Here is a 16,059-nt window from a genome sequence, read left to right as displayed (position 1 = left end):
CGGTCCCGGGCCCAGCGTCAGGCCGGCTTCTGCCCCGCCATGAACAGGCGCCGGGCCGGGAAGATCGTGACCGGGCCGCCGTCGTCGGCCGTGACACCGGGCACCGGCGGGTACGCCTCGCGCATGGCGGCGCGGTACCGGTCCACGAACGCCTCGAGCAGCCCGGCGCCCTCGGCGGCGCCCTCCTCGGCGTCCCAGCGGGCCAGGGCCTGCAGGCTCGGTCGCAGGGCCGCGCCGGAGGTCCACCGGAACACCGGGTCCTCGCCCGTCAGCACCTGCTGGTACTCCGTCTCCCAGACGACCGGGGACCACCCCGCCTCGAGGAATAGCCGCGTGTACTCCTCGGGCGGCGCCACGGTGCGGGTCGTCGCCACCCCGTGCAGCGGCTCGGAGAAGGCCGGGTCCTCCGCCAGCGCCACGATCGCCGCGTGGGAGGGCTGCTCGTAGGGCCGCGGGATCTGCGCCGCGAACCACGCCCCCGGCGTGAGGTCCCCGAGCCAGCGCCGGATCAGGCGACGGTGCGTCGGGATCCACTGGAGCATCGCGTTGGACACCACGACGTCCGTCGCCCCCGACGGGCGCCACTGCGAGGCGTCGACCGCCTCGAAGCGCAGGTTGGCGGGGGCGCCCGTGCGGGCCGCCTGCTCCCGGGCCCGCTCCAGCATGGCGGGCGAGTCGTCCAGACCGATCACCTCGGCGTCCGGCCAGCGCTCGGCCAGCGTCCGGGTCAGGGTCCCCGGGCCGCAGCCCAGGTCCACCACGACGCGCGGGGCCTCGGCGCGCACGCGCCCCACCAGGTCGTGGAAGGGGCGGGCGCGGTGTTCGGCGAAGCCCTCGTACTGCGCGGGATCCCAGGTGAACCCCCCGCCCTGTCGGCCGGTCACGTCCCCCACGACGGCGTCGGTGTCCGGGTGCGGGCTCTCGGGCGCGATCTGACTCATGGCGGCACCGTATCGCGCGGAGCGGCCGATACCCTGGGGGCGATGACTTCTGCCGCCACGAACCCGCCCTCGCTGACCGACCGCATCGACGCGCTCCCGCCGGCCCCGGACGCCGACGACGTCTTCGGGGCCTTCGCGGCCTGGACCGAGGACCGCAGGATCTCGCTCTACCCCGCCCAGGAGGAGGCCGCCCTCGAGCTCGTCCAGGGCCGGCACGTGATCCTGGCGACGCCCACCGGCTCCGGCAAGTCCCTGGTGGCGCTGGCCGCGCACGCCGACGCGCTCGCCCACGACGCCGTCTCCTACTACACGGCGCCGATCAAGGCGCTCGTCTCGGAGAAGTTCTTCGCGCTGGTGGACGTGTTCGGCGCGGAGAACGTGGGCATGGTCACGGGTGACTCCACCGTCAACGGTGACGCGCCGATCATCTGCTGCACGGCCGAGATCCTCGCCAACCGCGCGCTGCGCGAGGGCTCGGGCATGGAGATCGGCACCGTGGTGATGGACGAGTTCCACTACTACGCGGACCCCTCCCGCGGCTGGGCCTGGCAGGTGCCCCTCCTCGAGCTGCCGCAGGCCCGGTTCCTGCTGATGTCGGCCACCCTCGGCGACACGACCCGCCTCGAGGCGGACCTGACCGAGCGCACCGGGCGCGAGGTCGCCGTCGTCGCCCACGCGCAGCGCCCCATCCCGCTGACGTTCGAGTGGTCCGAGGTGCCGCTGCAGGAGAAGGTCGAGGAGCTCGTGGGCACCCACCAGGCACCGGTGTACATCGTGCACTTCTCGCAGCTGGACGCTGTGGAGACGGCCCAGGGTCTGTCCTCGATCTCGGTGACGTCCAGGGAGGAGAAGGAGGCGATCGCCGCGCGGATCGCCGGCTTCCGCTTCTCCGCGGGCTTCGGGCACACCCTGAACCGCCTCGTCCGGGCGGGCATCGGCGTGCACCACGCGGGCATGCTGCCCAAGTACCGCCGCCTCGTGGAGAAGCTGGCCCAGGACGGGCTGCTCAAGGTCATCTGCGGCACGGACACGCTGGGCGTCGGGATCAACGTGCCGATCCGCACCGTGCTGCTCACCGCGCTCTCCAAGTTCGACGGCGAGAAGACCCGCCTGCTCCAGGCCCGCGAGTTCCACCAGATCGCCGGCCGGGCGGGCCGGGCCGGCTTCGACACCTCCGGCACCGTGGTGGTCCAGGCCCCCGAGCACGTGATCGAGAACAAGGCGGCCGAGCGCAAGGCCGCGGCGAAGTTCGCGAACGTCAAGGACGAGGCCGAGCGGGCCAAGCGCATGAAGCAGTCCGTGAAGTCCGGCAAGCGCAAGACCCCGCCGGCCGGCTTCGTCTCGTGGGGGCCGGCGACGTTCGAGCGCCTCGTCTCCGCCGAGCCGGAGCCGCTGGTCTCCCGCATGCGGATCACGCACTCCATGCTGCTGAACATCCTCGACCGGCCCGGCGACCCGGTGATCGCGGTCCGGCGCCTGCTGCGCGGCACCCACGAGACCCCGGCCCGCCAGGCGGTGCTCATGCGCCGCGCGCTCGGGATCTTCCGGGAGCTGCTGGCCACGGGCGTCGTCGAGCGTCTGCCCGAACCGGACGCCGAGGGCCGCACCGTGGACCTCACGGTGGACCTGCAGCCGGACTTCGCGCTCAACCAGCCGCTCTCCCCCTTCGCCCTCGCCGCGCTCGACCTGCTGGACCCGGCCGATCCCGACCACGCGCTCGACGTGGTCTCCGTGATCGAGGCGACCCTCGACCCGCCGCGCCAGGTGCTCTCCGCCCAGGTCAAGCACGCCAAGGGCGAGGCCGTGGCCGCCATGAAGGCCGAGGGCATGGACTACAACGACCGCATGCGGGCCCTCGACGAGATCACCCACCCGCGGCCGCTGGCCGAGCTCCTCGAGCAGCAGTTCGAGCTCTACCGGCAGGACGCCCCGTGGCTCGCGGAGTTCGAGCTGACCCCCAAGTCCGTGGTGCGCGACATGTTCGAGCGGGCCATGGGCTTCGGCGACTACGTGCGGTTCTACGGGATCGCCCGGTCCGAGGGCGTGCTGCTGCGCTACCTCACGGACGCGGTCAAGGCACTGCGCCACACCGTCCCCGAGGCGGCCCGCACCGAGGAGCTCCAGGTGCTGCTGGACTGGCTCGACGAGATGGTGAAGCAGACCGACTCGTCCCTCCTGGAGGAGTGGGAGGACCTGGTGGCCGGGGACATCGACGAGCTGCGCCGGGACATGGAGGCGCTCGAGCCGCCGGCCCCGCCTCGCCTGACGGACAACGAGCCCGTGTTCCGGGTGATGGTCCGCAACGCGATGTTCCAGCGGGTGCGCCTGTTCGGCGACGAGCGGGACGAGGCGCTCGCGCGCCTGTCCGGCGAGCTGTCCGCCGACGACTGGGCCGACGCCCTCGACGCCTACTTCGACGACCACGAGGACATCGACGACGGCCCCGCCGCGCGCGGCCCCGAGCTGTTCCGCGTGGCCGCGGCCCCCGACGTCGCCGCCCCGCTGGAGCTGGCCGGCCCGCGCTGGTGGGCGGTGCGGCAGGTCCTGAAGGACCCGGACGGGGACCTGGACCACGGGATCAACGCCGTGGTCGACCTGGACGCCTCCGACGAGGCGGGCCATCCCGTGATCCGGGTGGTCTCCGTGGGCGCGCCCGAGTCCGGGTGGGGCCTGTGAGCGCCGGGGACGCTCGGGCGGCAGGACGGCCCGTGGCGGGCGACCCGCGCGGCTTCGCTCCCCTCGAGCCGGCCCGCCACCGCGTGGGCGAGCGCACCGAGCTCTACGACGGCACCGTCACGGTGGACCACTGGTTCTCGGTGCCGATCGACCACGCGCTGGGCCTCGCCGAGGCCGAGGCGCAGGACGCGGCGGGCACCGGCGTCGGGCCGCACGGGCGCGGCACGCTGACCGTCTTCGCCCGCGAGATCCGGGCGAAGGACGACCCCGAGGGCGAGCGCCCCTGGGCCCTGTACCTCCAGGGTGGCCCCGGCAGTGCCGGGCCCCGCCCGGCGCGCCTGAGCGGCTGGCTCGGCGCGCTGGCCGAGAGCCACCGCGTGCTGCTGCTGGACCAGCGCGGCACGGGGCGTTCGACCCCGGCCACTGTGGCGACCCTGACCGCCCCGGGCGCCTTCGCCACGGACGAGGCGCGCGCCGAGCACCTGGTGCACCTGCGGGCGCCCTCGATCGTGCGGGACGCCGAGATGCTGCGCCTCGCCCTCGGCGCCGGGCCGTGGACCACACTGGGCCAGAGCTTCGGCGGGTTCTGCACGCTGAGCTATCTCTCCTTCCACCCGGAGGGCCTGCAGCGCAGCCTGGTGACCGGCGGCCTCGCCCCGCTCACCGGCCACGCCGACCGGGTCTACCGGGCCACCTACGCCCGGATGCGCGCCCGCACCGAGGAGTTCTTCGACCGGCACCCGGCCGACCGCGACGCGTGGTCGGAGGCCGTGGGGCTGATCCGCGCCGCCGAGGCCGCGGGCGCCCCGATCCCCCTGCCCGGCGGCGGGCCGCTCACCGTGGGACGGGCCCAGGGTCTGGGCATGCTGCTGGGCGGCAACACCCGCGTGGACCGCCTGCACTGGGTCCTCGCCGAGGCCGTGGACCGCACCGGACCCGCGCCGCGCCTGTCCGAGACGTTCCTGGCCGCCGTCGCCGACCAGGACGACCGCCTCGTCAACCCGCTCTACACCGTGCTGCACGAGGCGATCTACGCGCAGCCGGCGGACCTGGCCGGCGGCCGGGCGGACACCGGCTGGTCGGCGTCCCGGATGCTCGCCGAGCACCCGGACTTCGACCCGGAGGCGACCACGGTCCCGCTGCCCACGGGCGAACACGTCATGCCCTGGTCCGTCGAGGTCGACCCCCGGCTGCGGCCCCTGGCCGGCACGGCGCGGCTGCTCGCCGAGCGCACGCAGTGGGGCCCGCTCTACGACGTGGCTGCCCTGGCGCAGAACACCGTCCCCGTGGCCGCCGCGGTCTACGCCGACGACGTGTACGTGGACCGGGACCTCTCGCTCGAGACGGCGCGGCGCGTCCGCGGCCTGCAGGTGTGGGAGACCGACGCCTTCCACCACGACGGCATCGCCGACGACGGACCGGCGATCCTCGAGCGGCTCCTGGCGATGACCGCGCCGGACGGCGCCGGGACGACGACGGCCCCCGACCCGGTCGACTGACCGGCCCGGGGGCCCGGGCGCCGGCGGAGGGCTCCCCGGCGCCGTGATCGGCTCAGACGGTGGGCCCGTCCTGCCGCACGATCTGCTCGGAGACCCCGCGCGCGTCGTCGTCACGGGGATCGGCGAGCCGGGTCTCGTGGGCCGTGCGGATGATGGCCGACCACGCGTCCTTGTGCTCGAGCAGCTGGTCGCGCCAGCGCTGGTCCACGGCCTCGGCCCGGGCCGTCCAGCGATCCATCAGGGCGGCGGCGCGCTCGCGCTCGGCCGGGTCGGCGTCCTCGGGCAGCTTCGAGTACCGGTACGAGTACTTCTCGGCGTTCTGCAGCGCCCGCAGGGCCTGGCCCTTCGGCGAGGCCAGGGAGATCGCCACGGTGATCGCCAGGATCACGACGACGACCACGAGGGACAGCGTCGTGGGGATCTCGACGACGGGCACGTTCTCGCCGCCGTTGATGAACGGCAGGTTGTTCTCGTGCAGGGCGTGCAGGATCAGCTTCACGCCGATGAACGCCAGCAGCGCGGAGAGCCCGTAGGCCAGGTAGACGAGGCGGTCGAGCAGGCCGTCGATCAGGAAGTACAGCTGGCGCAGGCCCATGAGCGAGAACGCCGTGGCGGTGAAGACGATGTACGCCTCCTGGGTCACGCCGAAGATCGCGGGGATGGAGTCGAAGGCGAAGAGGATGTCCGTGGCGCCGATCGCGATCATCACGAGGAGCATCGGCGTCATGAGGCGCTTGCCGTCCACCGTCGTGAAGAGGCGGTCGCCGTCGAACTGCTCGGAGGCGGGCAGGAACCGCTTGACGAGGCGGACCATCACGTTGTCCGCCTCGTCCTGGGCGCCCTCGGCGTCGCCGGACATCTCGCCCTTGAGCTGGCCGCCGGCGATGATCAGCAGGAACAGGCCGAAGAGGTAGAACACGTCCGACCACGCGGCGATGACGGCGGCGCCCAGCAGGATGAACAGGGTGCGCGAGATCAGCGCGAACGTGATGCCGAACAGCAGCACCTTCTGCTGGTACTCGCGCGGCACCCGAAAGCTGGCCATGATGACCAGGAAGACGAACAGGTTGTCGACGCTGAGCGCCTTCTCCAGCAGGTAGCCGGTGTAGTACTCGACCGCGTGCTGGGTGTCGCCGAAGGCGAAGAACACGAGGCCGAAGACGAGCGCGAGGCCGACGTAGACGCCGGACCAGATCGCGGCCTCCCGGATCGACGGCGTGTGCGCCTTGCGGACATGGGCGAAGTAGTCGAACGCGAGGAGCCCGACGATCAGCGCGATCGTCAGGCCCCAGGTCAGGCCGTTGATTTCCACGGGTCACCTCTCGGCGTCAGGGGTCAGGACGGTGCCGCAAGTCTCTCCGCCCGCCGCGGCCGCGGCCCGGGCCCCTGTGTCCGGCCGGCGGCGCGCTCTCGGCGGCCGCGGCGTGCTGACGTCCACAGTGTTCGGGATACTCCCCTACGTCGCCGGTCAGTCTACCCGGTCGCACGACGACGCCCCGACCCGCGGCGGGCGGAGCGGGGCGTCGTCGGGCCCGCTGGCGCAGGCCCATGAGGGCGAAGATATTGGCGGTCAGGACGATGAACCAGTTCTGGGTGAGGCCGAAGATCGCCGGGATGGAGTCCACCGCGAACATCACGTCCGTCAGGCCGATCGTGATGAACACGACCACCATGGGGGTGAACATGCGCCGGCCGTCCACGGTGGTGCGCAGTCGGTTGCCGTCGTAGTCCGGCGCCACGTTGAGGCGGCGGGTCAGGCGGGCCACGACGCCCGGCTCGGACTCCTCGTCCCCGCCGTCGTCCTTGAGCTGCTGCCAGGCGGTCCAGAGCAGGAAGGCGCCGAAGATGTAGAACTCCCACGTCAGGTGCTCGATGGCGACGGCGCCGACCGCGATGAACACCGCGCGGGCGATCAGCGCGATGATGATGCCCACCATCAGCACCTCCTGCTGGTAGCGGCGGGGCACCTGGAACTTGGCCATGATGATGAGGAACACGAACAGGTTGTCCACGCTGAGGCTGTACTCGGTGACCCAGCCGGCGAGGAACTCGGTGCCGTGCTGCGCATCGCCCAGGGCGAAGAGCAGCCCCGCGAAGACCAGCGCCAGCGCCACGTAGAACCCGATCCACAGGCCGGCCTCCTTCATGGAGGGCTCGTGGGGGCCGCGCCAGTCTAGACGGGTGCGGTCCCGCGCGCGGATGCGGGTGGGCCCGGTCTCAGGCTGCGCCGGGGGCGGTCAAGCCGAGGGCGAGCCAGACGACGACGGCGCCGGCGGCGGCCAGGCCCCAGCTGGCGAGGGAGCCGATGAGGAACTCCTCCGCGCGCGAGCCGGCTCCGCGGTCCGCCGAGATCTCCGGGAAGCGCACGATGCCCTTGGCCGCCATCAGGGCCGCGATCACCGGATAGGCCTGCGCGAGCCCCAGGACGACCATGAGCAGTCGCTCCATGGGCCCGATGTAGCGACCGCCGCGCAGGCCGTCGGCCGCGGGGTCCGTGGGCGCGGCGGACGGCACGGTCGTGGGCTCCGCCGCGGGGTCCCCCGCCTCCTCGTCGCCCCCGTCGGCGGACCGGCCCGCCAGGGCGAGGACCGCGCGGGTGACCCGGTTGCCGGTCTCGGTCAGCGCCACCGTCACCGCCAGCAGCGTGAGTGCCGGGGGCGCGGAGCGCAGACCCGCGGGCGCCAGGGTCGACTCGAGCACGGCCACCAGGCCGACCGCGGCCGCCACCGCGACCACCCCGAGCGGCCGGTCCGGGTGCAGCCACGTCCAGCCCATCAGCAGGCCGAGGGCCACCAGGCCGCCGCCCACCGCGACGGAGATGCCGGTCGGCGCCAGGACGGCCACCAGCACCGCGGCGAGGACGGCGGCCACCGCCGCGCCGGCCCGGGCCAGCCACCGCCGCCGGGGGGTGGGCCAGGCGCCGGGCAGGACGGCGTCGAGCAGGTCGTGCAGCCCCAGCGCGAGCAGGGCGAGGGCGGTCACGGCGCGACCTCCGTCGCCGCGGCGGCGAGCTCGGCGTCCAGCTCGAGCAGCCGGTCGATCCCGGACCGCGCGACGGCCTGTGACACCGCGGACTGCGTGATCCGCTCCGCCCGTGCCGCCTCCGCCTGGGTCGCCCCGCCCAGCAGGGCGGCGGCGATTCGGCGTTCGCGGGCCTTGAGTCGGCCGAGGACATGGTCGCGCAGCAGGACGAGCCCGTCCACGGCGGCGGTGAGGGACGGGTCCGCGGCGCGGAAGACGGTCGCGGCTCCGACAGCCCGCTCATGCGCGCGCTCGACGGCCTCGCGGGCCCGATACCAGGCCGGTCCGTCCTCGATGCCGTCTCCGCCGGCGTCCAGGGCCCGCCGCTGCCCCAGGCCGATCCCGAAGCGCAGGTCCAGGCCCGGGGGCAGGGCGAGCGTGACGCGGACGGTCAGCCGGAGCGCGTCCGGCCAGGTGCGGTGCAGCGCCTGGAACTCGTCGCCGACGCTGGCCCAGGCGGGACGCAGCGGCGGGACGTCCTGTTCCGCGGCCGCGAAGGCGGCCAGGATCTGCTCCTGCGCGCGGTCCCGGTCCGGGAGGGCGCGGGAGCCGACGATGTCCGCGATCACGGCCGCGACCGGGGGTGCTGCGCTCATGGCGTCACACTATCACTGATATGAAGATATTCATCAGTGTTTTCATAACACCCCGGGGCGCGGAACGCGCCGGGCGGTCACTGCTCCCGCTTCATCTGCCGCAGCTCCTTCTTGAGCTCGCCGACCTCATCGCGCAGGCGGGCCGCGAGCTCGAACTGCAGGTCCGCCGCCGCCTGGTGCATCTGCTGCGACATCTGCTCGATCAGATCGGCCAGGTCCTTGGCGGGCAGCGACGCCGGGTCCACCGCCGGGGCCTCGGCACCCTCCCCCGTGGCCGGGGCCCGGTCCAGTGAGCTGAGGCCGCGGTGGCCCATGCCGAAGTCGAACCCGGACTTCACGCCGCCCATGCCCTTGAGGAAGTCGGCGGTGTCCGCGTCCTCCCGGGCCAGCTGGTCCGTGATGTCCGCGATGCGCTTGCGCAGCGGCTGGGGGTCGATCCCGTGCTCCTCGTTGTACGCGATCTGCACGGCCCGGCGCCGCTCGGTCTCGTCGATCGCCCGCCGCATGGAGTCCGTGACGTTGTCGGCGTACATGTGGACCTCGCCGGAGACGTTGCGGGCGGCGCGGCCGATGGTCTGGATGAGGGAGGTGGTGGAGCGCAGGAACCCCTCCTTGTCCGCGTCCAGGATCGCCACGAGCGAGACCTCGGGCAGGTCCAGGCCCTCGCGCAGCAGGTTGATGCCCACCAGCACGTCGAAGGTGCCCTTGCGCAGCTCCCGCAGCAGCTCCACGCGGCGCAGCGTGTCCACATCCGAGTGGAGGTACTCGACCTTCACCCCCGCCTCGAGCAGGTAGTCCGTGAGGTCCTCGGCCATGCGCTTGGTCAGCGTGGTCACCAGGACGCGCTCGTCCTTGGCCGTGCGCACGCGGATCTGCTCGAGCAGGTCGTCGATCTGGCCCTCGGTCGGCTTGACCACCACCTGCGGGTCCACCAGCCCGGTGGGCCGGATGATCTGCTCGACGTAGCCGTCCGCCTGGCCGAGCTCGTAGGCGCCCGGCGTCGCGGAGAGGTACACGGTCTGCCCGATCCGCTCGAGGAACTCGTCCCACTTCAGCGGGCGGTTGTCCATGGCCGAGGGCAGGCGGAAGCCGTGCTCCACGAGGGTGCGCTTGCGGGACATGTCCCCCTCGTACATCGCGCCGATCTGCGGGATGGTCACGTGGGACTCGTCCACCACGAGCAGGAAGTCGTCCGGGAAGTAGTCCAGCAGGCAGTGCGGGGCGGAGCCGGCGGGACGGCCGTCGATGTGGCGCGAGTAGTTCTCGATGCCGTTGCAGTAGCCCATCTGCTGCATCATCTCGAGGTCGTACGTGGTGCGCATGCGCAGCCGCTGCGCCTCGAGCAGCTTGTCCTGGGACTCCAGCTCCTGCAGCCGCTCCCGCAGCTCGTCCTCGATGGTGGTGATCGCCCGGCCCATGCGCTCGTCGCCGGCCACGTAGTGCGAGGCCGGGAAGATGTACATCTCCTCCTCCTCGCGCACCACCTGGCCGGTGAGCGGGTGCAGGGTCTGGATGGACTCGATCTCGTCCCCGAAGAACTCGATGCGCACCGCGAGCTCCTCGTACATGGGGATGATCTCCACGGTGTCCCCCCGCACCCGGAAGGTGCCGCGGTGGAAGTCGACGTCGTTGCGCACGTACTGCATCTGCACGAACCGCCGCAGGAGCACGTCCCGGTCCATCTCCGCACCGCGGCGCAGGGTGACCATCTGCTCGATGTACTCCTCGGGCGTGCCGAGGCCGTAGATGCAGGAGACGGTGGCCACCACGATCACGTCCCGCCGGGTCAGCAGCGCGTTCGTGGCCGAGTGGCGCAGCCGCTCGACCTCCTCGTTGATGGAGGAGTCCTTCTCGATGAAGGTGTCCGTCTGCGGGACGTACGCCTCGGGCTGGTAGTAGTCGTAGTAGGAGACGAAGTACTCGACCGCGTTGTTGGGCAGCAGCTCCCGGAACTCGTTGGCCAGCTGCGCCGCGAGCGTCTTGTTCTGCACCATCACCAGCGTGGGCCGCTGGAGGCGCTCGACGAGCCACGCCGTCGTCGCCGACTTGCCCGTGCCGGTGGCGCCCATCAGGACGACGTCCTTCTCCCCCGCCTCCACGCGCTCGGCGAGCTCGGCGATGGCCTTCGGCTGGTCACCGGAGGGCTGGTAGGGGGAGATGACCTCGAACGGGGCGACGACGCGGTTGATCTTCTGGGCCAGGCTCATGGCAGAACCCTACGTCGCGCCCCGGACACCCCGGCGGTCAGTCCGCCGAGGGCTCAGCCGCGCCGGGGGCGAGGAACCGGTCCCACACCTGGTTCGCCACGGACGCGAGCCGCTCGAGGTCGGCGTCGTTGACGATGACCACGTCCGCGACGGCGCGCCGCTGCTCGTCCGTGGCCTGGGCCGCGATCCGCGCCTCGGCGTCCGCGCGGCTCATGCCGCGGTCCTCCACCATCCGGCGCAGGCGCTCCTCGAGCGGAGCCTCCACCACGATCACGAGATCGAACGCGTCCGCCTGCCCGGTCTCCACCAGCAGCGGCACATCCTGGACCACGACGGCGTCCGGCCCGGCCTCGGCGACGATGCGCCGGGCCGCAGCCCTGATCCGGGGGTGCACGATGCGGTTCAGGCGCTGTCGGGCGCCCTCGTCCCCGAAGACGATGCGGGCCATCTCGACGCGGTCGAGCTCACCGTCCGCGGTGATGACGCGGTCCCCGAACTCGTCCTGGACGGCGGCCAGCCCATCGGTGCCCTTCTCGAGGACCAACCGGGCGAGGGCGTCCGAGTCCACCAGGAGCGCGCCACGCTCCTGCAGGACGCGGGCCACCGCGGACTTGCCGGCGGCGATCCCGCCGGTCAGGCCCACATGGACGCGCGGCCGTTCGGCCACCGGGTCGGTCTCGGTCATACGCGCTCTCCTCGGGCAGCCTCGAGCTGAGGCTGGATCTTGGCCTCCCAGTATGCCCGGACGGCCTCCTTCAGGTCCTCGAGCGAGCCGTCGTTCTCGATCACGGTGTCCGCGATCTCGGCCCGCTCCTCGTCCGCCGCCTCCTCATCGATGAAGGCCCAGGCCTGCTCGCGGGTCATGTCGTGGGACTCCATGAGCCGGGCGACACGCACCTCGGCGGGAGCAGAGACGGCCAGCACCTGGTCGAAGTCGTGCTCGGAGCCGGTCTCGGCCAGCAGGGCCAGGTCGACCACCAGCACGGAGTCCTCGCCGACCTCGCGAGCCCGGCGGTTCGCCTCGTCGCGCACCGCCGGGGCGACGATCTCGTACATGCGCGTCCGGGCGGTCGAGCTCTCGGCGGTGAGCCGGTTGAGGGTGCGCGCGTCCAGGGTGCCGTCCGCGCGGACGATGTCCTCGCCGAAGACCGAGCGGAGCTCCTCGAGCACGGGGCTGCCGGGCACGAGGATCTCCCCCATCAGGTCATCGAACTCCACGACGACGGCCCCCAGCCGCTCGAGCTCCGCGCCGACCTCGGTGCGGCCCGAGGCGATGCCGCCGGTCAGGCCGACGGTGACGAGGGCCTTGGCCGCGTCGATGCGCTGCTGGTGCCACGTCTTCGGGGTGTGCGTGTCGTTCTCCGGCTCGGTGCCGACCTCGAACTCGGGGCGGATCACGAAGTCCGAGACGTCCACGCCGTCCTCGGTGGCGCGGCGGCGGTACTCCTCGACCGGCAGCACCTGCTTCCACTGGCGGGTCCGCATGGGCCGCGCGGCACCCGCGTCCTCGCGCAGGGCCTGCAGCAGCAGTGCGGCCTGCGTGACGGTGATGAGCAGGATGGGCAGGCCGATCACGATGATGACCTCCTGCAGCGCCGCCAGGCCGTTCTCGCCCGCGGTGAGGATGATGGCCGCGCAGACCGCGCCGATGGACACGGCCCAGAACACGGACTGGCGGCGGGGCGCGGCATCCTCGTGGCCATTGGCCATCGCGTCCATCACGAGCGCGCCCGAGTCGATCGAGGTGATGAAGAACAGCGTAATGACCACGAGCGCCACGACCGCGACCACCGTGTAGAGCGGCGTGCCCTGCAGGTGCTGGAACAGGGCGGCCTGGACGTTGCCGTCGGTGACGATCGTCTGCGTGAGGTCACCGCCCTGGCCCGGCGCCGGCGCGGTGGCGCGGTCCGACTGGAACGCGGAGTAGCCGTAGATGCCCATCCAGATGATGACGAACGCCGTGGGCAGGCCGAGGCCGGCCATGATGAAGGAGCGGATGGTGCGGCCGCGTGAGATGCGGGCGAAGAACATCCCCACGAAGGGCGCCCACGTCACGGTCCAGGCCCAGTAGAAAACGGTCCAGTCACCGGACCACTGGCCCGAGTTGTACGTGTCGTTGTAGGTGGAGAGCACGGGCAGCATGGAGGCGTACTCGCCGATCGCCTGCACGGTGCCGCGGATGACGTCCATGCTGGAGACGGCCCACATCAGGACGTACACGAGCAGGGCGATCGCCAGCAGGATGTTGGCGTAGGACAGCCGCTTGACGCCCTTGTCCATGCCGACCAGCACGGAGGCCGTGCCCACGGCGGTGACGACGGCCAGGATGAGCGCCTGGACCCAGCCGGCCACGGGGGTGCCCAGCACGTAGTTCATGCCCGCGTTGATCTGCAGGGCGCCCAGGCCCACGGACACGCCGAGGCCGAACACGGTGGAGACCACGGCGATGATGTCGATCGTCTTGCCGATGGGGCCGTGGATGCGATCGCCGAGGAGGGGCTGGAAGGCGGAGGACACGCGCGGGGGCAGCTTGCGCTTGTACGTGAAGTAGCCGAAGCACAGGCCCGGGACGAGCAGGATCGCCCACATGTGGATGCCGAAGTGGAAGTTCGCGATCGCCATGGCCTCCGAGGCCGCGCGGTCGGAGAACGGCTCCGTCCCCGCCATGGGCGGGTTGGCGTAGTGGTTCATCGGCTCCGCGATGCCCCAGAACATCAGCACCGCGCCGACGCCGGCGGCGAACATCATGCCGAACCAGGTCAGGCCGGAGTACTCCGGCACCGCGTCGTCGTCGCCGAGCTTGACCCGGCCGTACCGGGTCACGGCGAGGATGAACAGGAACGCCACCAGCAGGGTCAGGCTGAGCGTGTAGATCCAGCCGACGTCGTAGCGCAGCCAGCTCGAGACCACGCCGAAGGCCGCCTGGACCGGGCCCGGGAACAGGCCCATCGCGGCGGTGAAGAGGACGACCGCGGCGGCCGATCCGAAGAAGATCGCCGGACTCGTGCGGAGCCCCAACGTGTCGTGCAGGCGAGTGAGCGGGGAAGTCATGAGTCTCCCGGGACAGGGTCGTGGGAGGCCCGCGGCGGCACGCGTGCTCGCTCACCGGTGGGCCGGTGCCGGGTGGCACGGTCTTCCACTGTACCGAAGCTCACGTCGGGGCTCGACGGCGTGCCCGTCCTCGGCCAGCCCCTAGGGTGGGGTCATGCCCGATCCCGCCCCCGCCCCGACCGCGCGCTGCACGGTCCTGCCGGCGTCCGCCCGCGACCCCGACGGCTGGCTGGAACGGGGGGTGGAGATCCGCCGCAGCCGCTTCCTCACCTACCTCGGGCGCGTCGAGGACGAGGCGCAGGCGCGCGAGATGGTCGCCGTCCTGCGGCGCCGGCACCACGACGCGCGGCACGTGTGCAGCGCGTTCGTCCTCGGCCCCGCCCGGGACCGGATGCGCTCCAGCGACGACGGCGAGCCCGCCGGCACGGCCGGCGTCCCCATGCTCGAGGCCGTCCTCCAGCGCGAGACCGCGCCGGGCCGGACCGACCTGACGGACGTGTGCGCCGTCGTCGTGCGCTGGTTCGGGGGGATCAAGCTGGGCGCCGGGGGCCTGGTGCGCGCCTACTCGGACTCGGTGTCCGGGGCACTCGACGCCGCCCCGCTGCGCACCCGCTCCCGGCTGGCCCTGCTCGCGGTGGAGGCGCCCCACACCGACGCCGGCCGGTGGGAGAACGAGCTGCGCGCGGCGGGCGTGTCCGTGCTGGAGGCGAGCTACGGCGCCGCGGGGGTCCGCCTGACGGTCGGCGTGCCGGACACCGAGGAGGACCGCGCGGCGTTCGCGGCGCGGCTCGCGGACGTCACGGCCGGCGCGGAGCATGCGGAGCGGATCGGAGAGGACTGGGTGGACCATGAGTGAGCCGTTGCCCCGGGGGGTCACCCCCGATGTCGCCCGTGGCGGGCTGCCGGACGACCTCACCGCGGGCGTGGACTTCGGGGCGCTGGATCGGTGGCCGCTGCCGCCCGAGCCCGACCGTCAGGCCCACGACGCGGCGGACCTGCTCCTGCTCGACACCCTGGCCGGGTGGATCGCGAGCGGGCACGTCCCCGGCCCGGTGGCCGTCCTGGAGGACCGGCACGGCGCGCTGACCCTGCCCCTGCTCACGGCCGGCCACGACGTGCGGATCCACCAGGACGACGCCTCCGCCGAGCGCTCGCTGGACGCGAACCTCGCCGCGTGGCGCGCCGCCGGTCGCCTCGGCGGGGAGACGGGCGAGCTCGAGCGAACGGCCACGCCTGAGGAGGCGGCCCGGGGCGCCCGGACGGTCCTGCTGCCGCTGCCCCGCTCGCTCGACGAGCTCGACCGGCTGTCCCGGATCGTCGCAGCCGTGGCCGACCCCGGCGTGGTCCTGCTGGCCGGCGGCCGCGACAAGCACATGAGTCCGCGCATGAACGCGGTGCTCGGCGCGGCGTTCGAGGACGTCGTCGCCGGACGGGGACGCCGCAAGGCGCGCGTGCTCACGGCCCGGGGCCCGCGTCCCGGCGTGACCCCCCGGCCGCCGGAGGAGGCCGACCGCGACGTCCCCGGCGTGGGGCGCCTGCACCTGGTGGCCCACGCCGGCGCCTTCGGTGGAGCCGCCGCCGACCCGGGCTCCCGTCTGCTGCTCACCTCGCTCGCCGACGACCCGCGCCCGCCGGGGCGCCTCGTGGACCTGGGGTGCGGCAACGGGCTGCTCTCGGTCGGGGCGGCGCGGCTGTGGCCGCACGTCACCGTGCTGGCCACCGACCAGTCCGCCGTGGCGGTCGCCTCGACGCTCGCCACGGCCCGCGCGAACCGCGTGGCGGACCGCGTCCGGGCCGTGCGCGACGACGCCCTGACCACGTGGCCGGACGGGACGGAGGAGTGCGTGCTCCTGAATCCCCCGTTCCACGACGGTAACGCCGTGGACCCCTCCGTGGCCCACCGGCTGGTGGCGGCCGCGGCGCGGGTGCTGGAGCCGGGCGGCCGGCTGTGGTGCGTCTGGAACTCGCACCTGCGGTACCGGCCGGTGCTGGAGGACCTCGTCGGGCCGACCCGGCAGACGGCGCGCGACCGCACGTTCACCGTGACGGTCTCCGAGCGCCGCTGAGC

Annotated in this window: 11 protein-coding genes and 1 pseudogene; 4 read left to right on the top strand and 8 right to left on the bottom strand. The window is 72.9% G+C overall.

Going from position 1 to position 16,059, the window contains the following annotated elements; genetic code table 11:
- Positions 1-17: 17 nt before the first annotated feature.
- Positions 18-941: a methyltransferase domain-containing protein gene (locus DE149_RS10060; protein WP_036382741.1), complete on the bottom strand. Its 924-nt coding sequence runs from the start codon at positions 939-941 to the stop codon at positions 18-20.
- Positions 942-983: 42 nt separating this feature from the next.
- Here DE149_RS10060 and DE149_RS10055 point away from each other — a divergent pair, with 42 nt between their 5' ends.
- Both DE149_RS10055 and DE149_RS10050 read left to right on the top strand, forming a co-directional pair.
- A complete protein-coding gene (locus DE149_RS10055) occupies positions 984-3,617 on the top strand; it encodes an RNA helicase (protein ID WP_101967467.1) in 2,634 nt (877 codons plus the stop codon).
- 32 nt (positions 3,618-3,649) lie between these two features.
- Positions 3,650-5,116 carry an alpha/beta fold hydrolase gene (locus DE149_RS10050; RefSeq protein WP_063189259.1) on the top strand — a complete coding sequence of 489 codons (1,467 nt, stop codon included), beginning with the start codon at positions 3,650-3,652 and terminating at the stop codon, positions 5,114-5,116.
- Positions 5,117-5,168: 52 nt separating this feature from the next.
- Here the strand turns inward: DE149_RS10050 and DE149_RS10045 are convergent, their stop codons facing one another.
- The 7 genes and pseudogenes from DE149_RS10045 to coaE (DE149_RS10015) form a co-directional block, all read right to left on the bottom strand.
- Positions 5,169-6,428, bottom strand: a complete 1,260-nt coding sequence (locus DE149_RS10045; RefSeq protein WP_049147868.1) for a TerC family protein — start codon at positions 6,426-6,428, stop codon at positions 5,169-5,171.
- A gap of 16 nt (positions 6,429-6,444) precedes the next feature.
- Positions 6,445-7,284 (bottom strand): annotated as a pseudogene (locus tag DE149_RS10040) (TerC/Alx family metal homeostasis membrane protein); the annotation flags it as partial.
- A 49-nt stretch (positions 7,285-7,333) separates the two neighbouring features.
- The gene (locus DE149_RS10035; protein WP_113914428.1) at positions 7,334-8,098 is read right to left on the bottom strand and encodes a hypothetical protein; all 765 of its coding nucleotides are present in this window, start codon (positions 8,096-8,098) and stop codon (positions 7,334-7,336) included.
- Entirely contained in the window at positions 8,095-8,733 is a 639-nt protein-coding gene (locus tag DE149_RS10030) for a SatD family protein (RefSeq protein ID WP_113914427.1), read from the bottom strand. Before DE149_RS10030 ends, DE149_RS10035 begins: the two co-directional genes overlap by 4 nt.
- Positions 8,734-8,810: 77 nt before the next feature.
- Entirely contained in the window at positions 8,811-10,940 is a 2,130-nt protein-coding gene (gene uvrB, locus DE149_RS10025) for an excinuclease ABC subunit UvrB (protein ID WP_070709409.1), read from the bottom strand.
- 37 nt (positions 10,941-10,977) lie between these two features.
- A complete protein-coding gene (gene coaE / locus DE149_RS10020; RefSeq protein ID WP_036315330.1) occupies positions 10,978-11,625 on the bottom strand; it encodes a dephospho-CoA kinase in 648 nt (215 codons plus the stop codon).
- Positions 11,622-13,991, bottom strand: a complete 2,370-nt coding sequence (gene coaE, locus DE149_RS10015) for a dephospho-CoA kinase (RefSeq protein WP_073116858.1) — start codon at positions 13,989-13,991, stop codon at positions 11,622-11,624. Before coaE (DE149_RS10015) ends, coaE (DE149_RS10020) begins: the two co-directional genes overlap by 4 nt.
- A 154-nt stretch (positions 13,992-14,145) precedes the next feature.
- On the opposite strand from coaE (DE149_RS10015), the gene DE149_RS10010 reads away from it, so the two are divergent.
- Complete coding sequence (locus tag DE149_RS10010) at positions 14,146-14,847, top strand: YigZ family protein (protein ID WP_113914426.1); 702 nt, start codon at positions 14,146-14,148, stop codon at positions 14,845-14,847.
- Positions 14,840-16,057, top strand: coding sequence for a methyltransferase (locus tag DE149_RS10005; RefSeq protein ID WP_233490737.1), 1,218 nt, complete (start codon positions 14,840-14,842; stop codon positions 16,055-16,057). Before DE149_RS10010 ends, DE149_RS10005 begins: the two co-directional genes overlap by 8 nt.
- The last annotated feature ends 2 nt before the right edge of the window (positions 16,058-16,059 follow it).

This window comes from Micrococcus sp. KT16 (assembly GCF_003315015.1).
Lineage (GTDB): Bacteria > Actinomycetota > Actinomycetes > Actinomycetales > Micrococcaceae > Micrococcus > Micrococcus luteus.
The sequence above is the reverse complement of the archived record's forward strand: the minus strand, read 5'-3'. Positions and strand labels throughout refer to the sequence as shown.

Coding starts and splice junctions, on each gene's coding strand:
- coaE (WP_073116858.1), bottom strand. CDS start 13,991: ATGACTTCCCCGCTCACTCGCCTGCACGACACGTTGGGGCTCCGCACG.
- DE149_RS10010 (WP_113914426.1), top strand. CDS start 14,146: ATGCCCGATCCCGCCCCCGCCCCGACCGCGCGCTGCACGGTCCTGCCG.
- DE149_RS10030 (WP_113914427.1), bottom strand. CDS start 8,733: ATGAGCGCAGCACCCCCGGTCGCGGCCGTGATCGCGGACATCGTCGGC.
- DE149_RS10055 (WP_101967467.1), top strand. CDS start 984: ATGACTTCTGCCGCCACGAACCCGCCCTCGCTGACCGACCGCATCGAC.
- DE149_RS10005 (WP_233490737.1), top strand. CDS start 14,840: ATGAGTGAGCCGTTGCCCCGGGGGGTCACCCCCGATGTCGCCCGTGGC.
- uvrB (WP_070709409.1), bottom strand. CDS start 10,940: ATGAGCCTGGCCCAGAAGATCAACCGCGTCGTCGCCCCGTTCGAGGTC.
- DE149_RS10060 (WP_036382741.1), bottom strand. CDS start 941: ATGAGTCAGATCGCGCCCGAGAGCCCGCACCCGGACACCGACGCCGTC.
- coaE (WP_036315330.1), bottom strand. CDS start 11,625: ATGACCGAGACCGACCCGGTGGCCGAACGGCCGCGCGTCCATGTGGGC.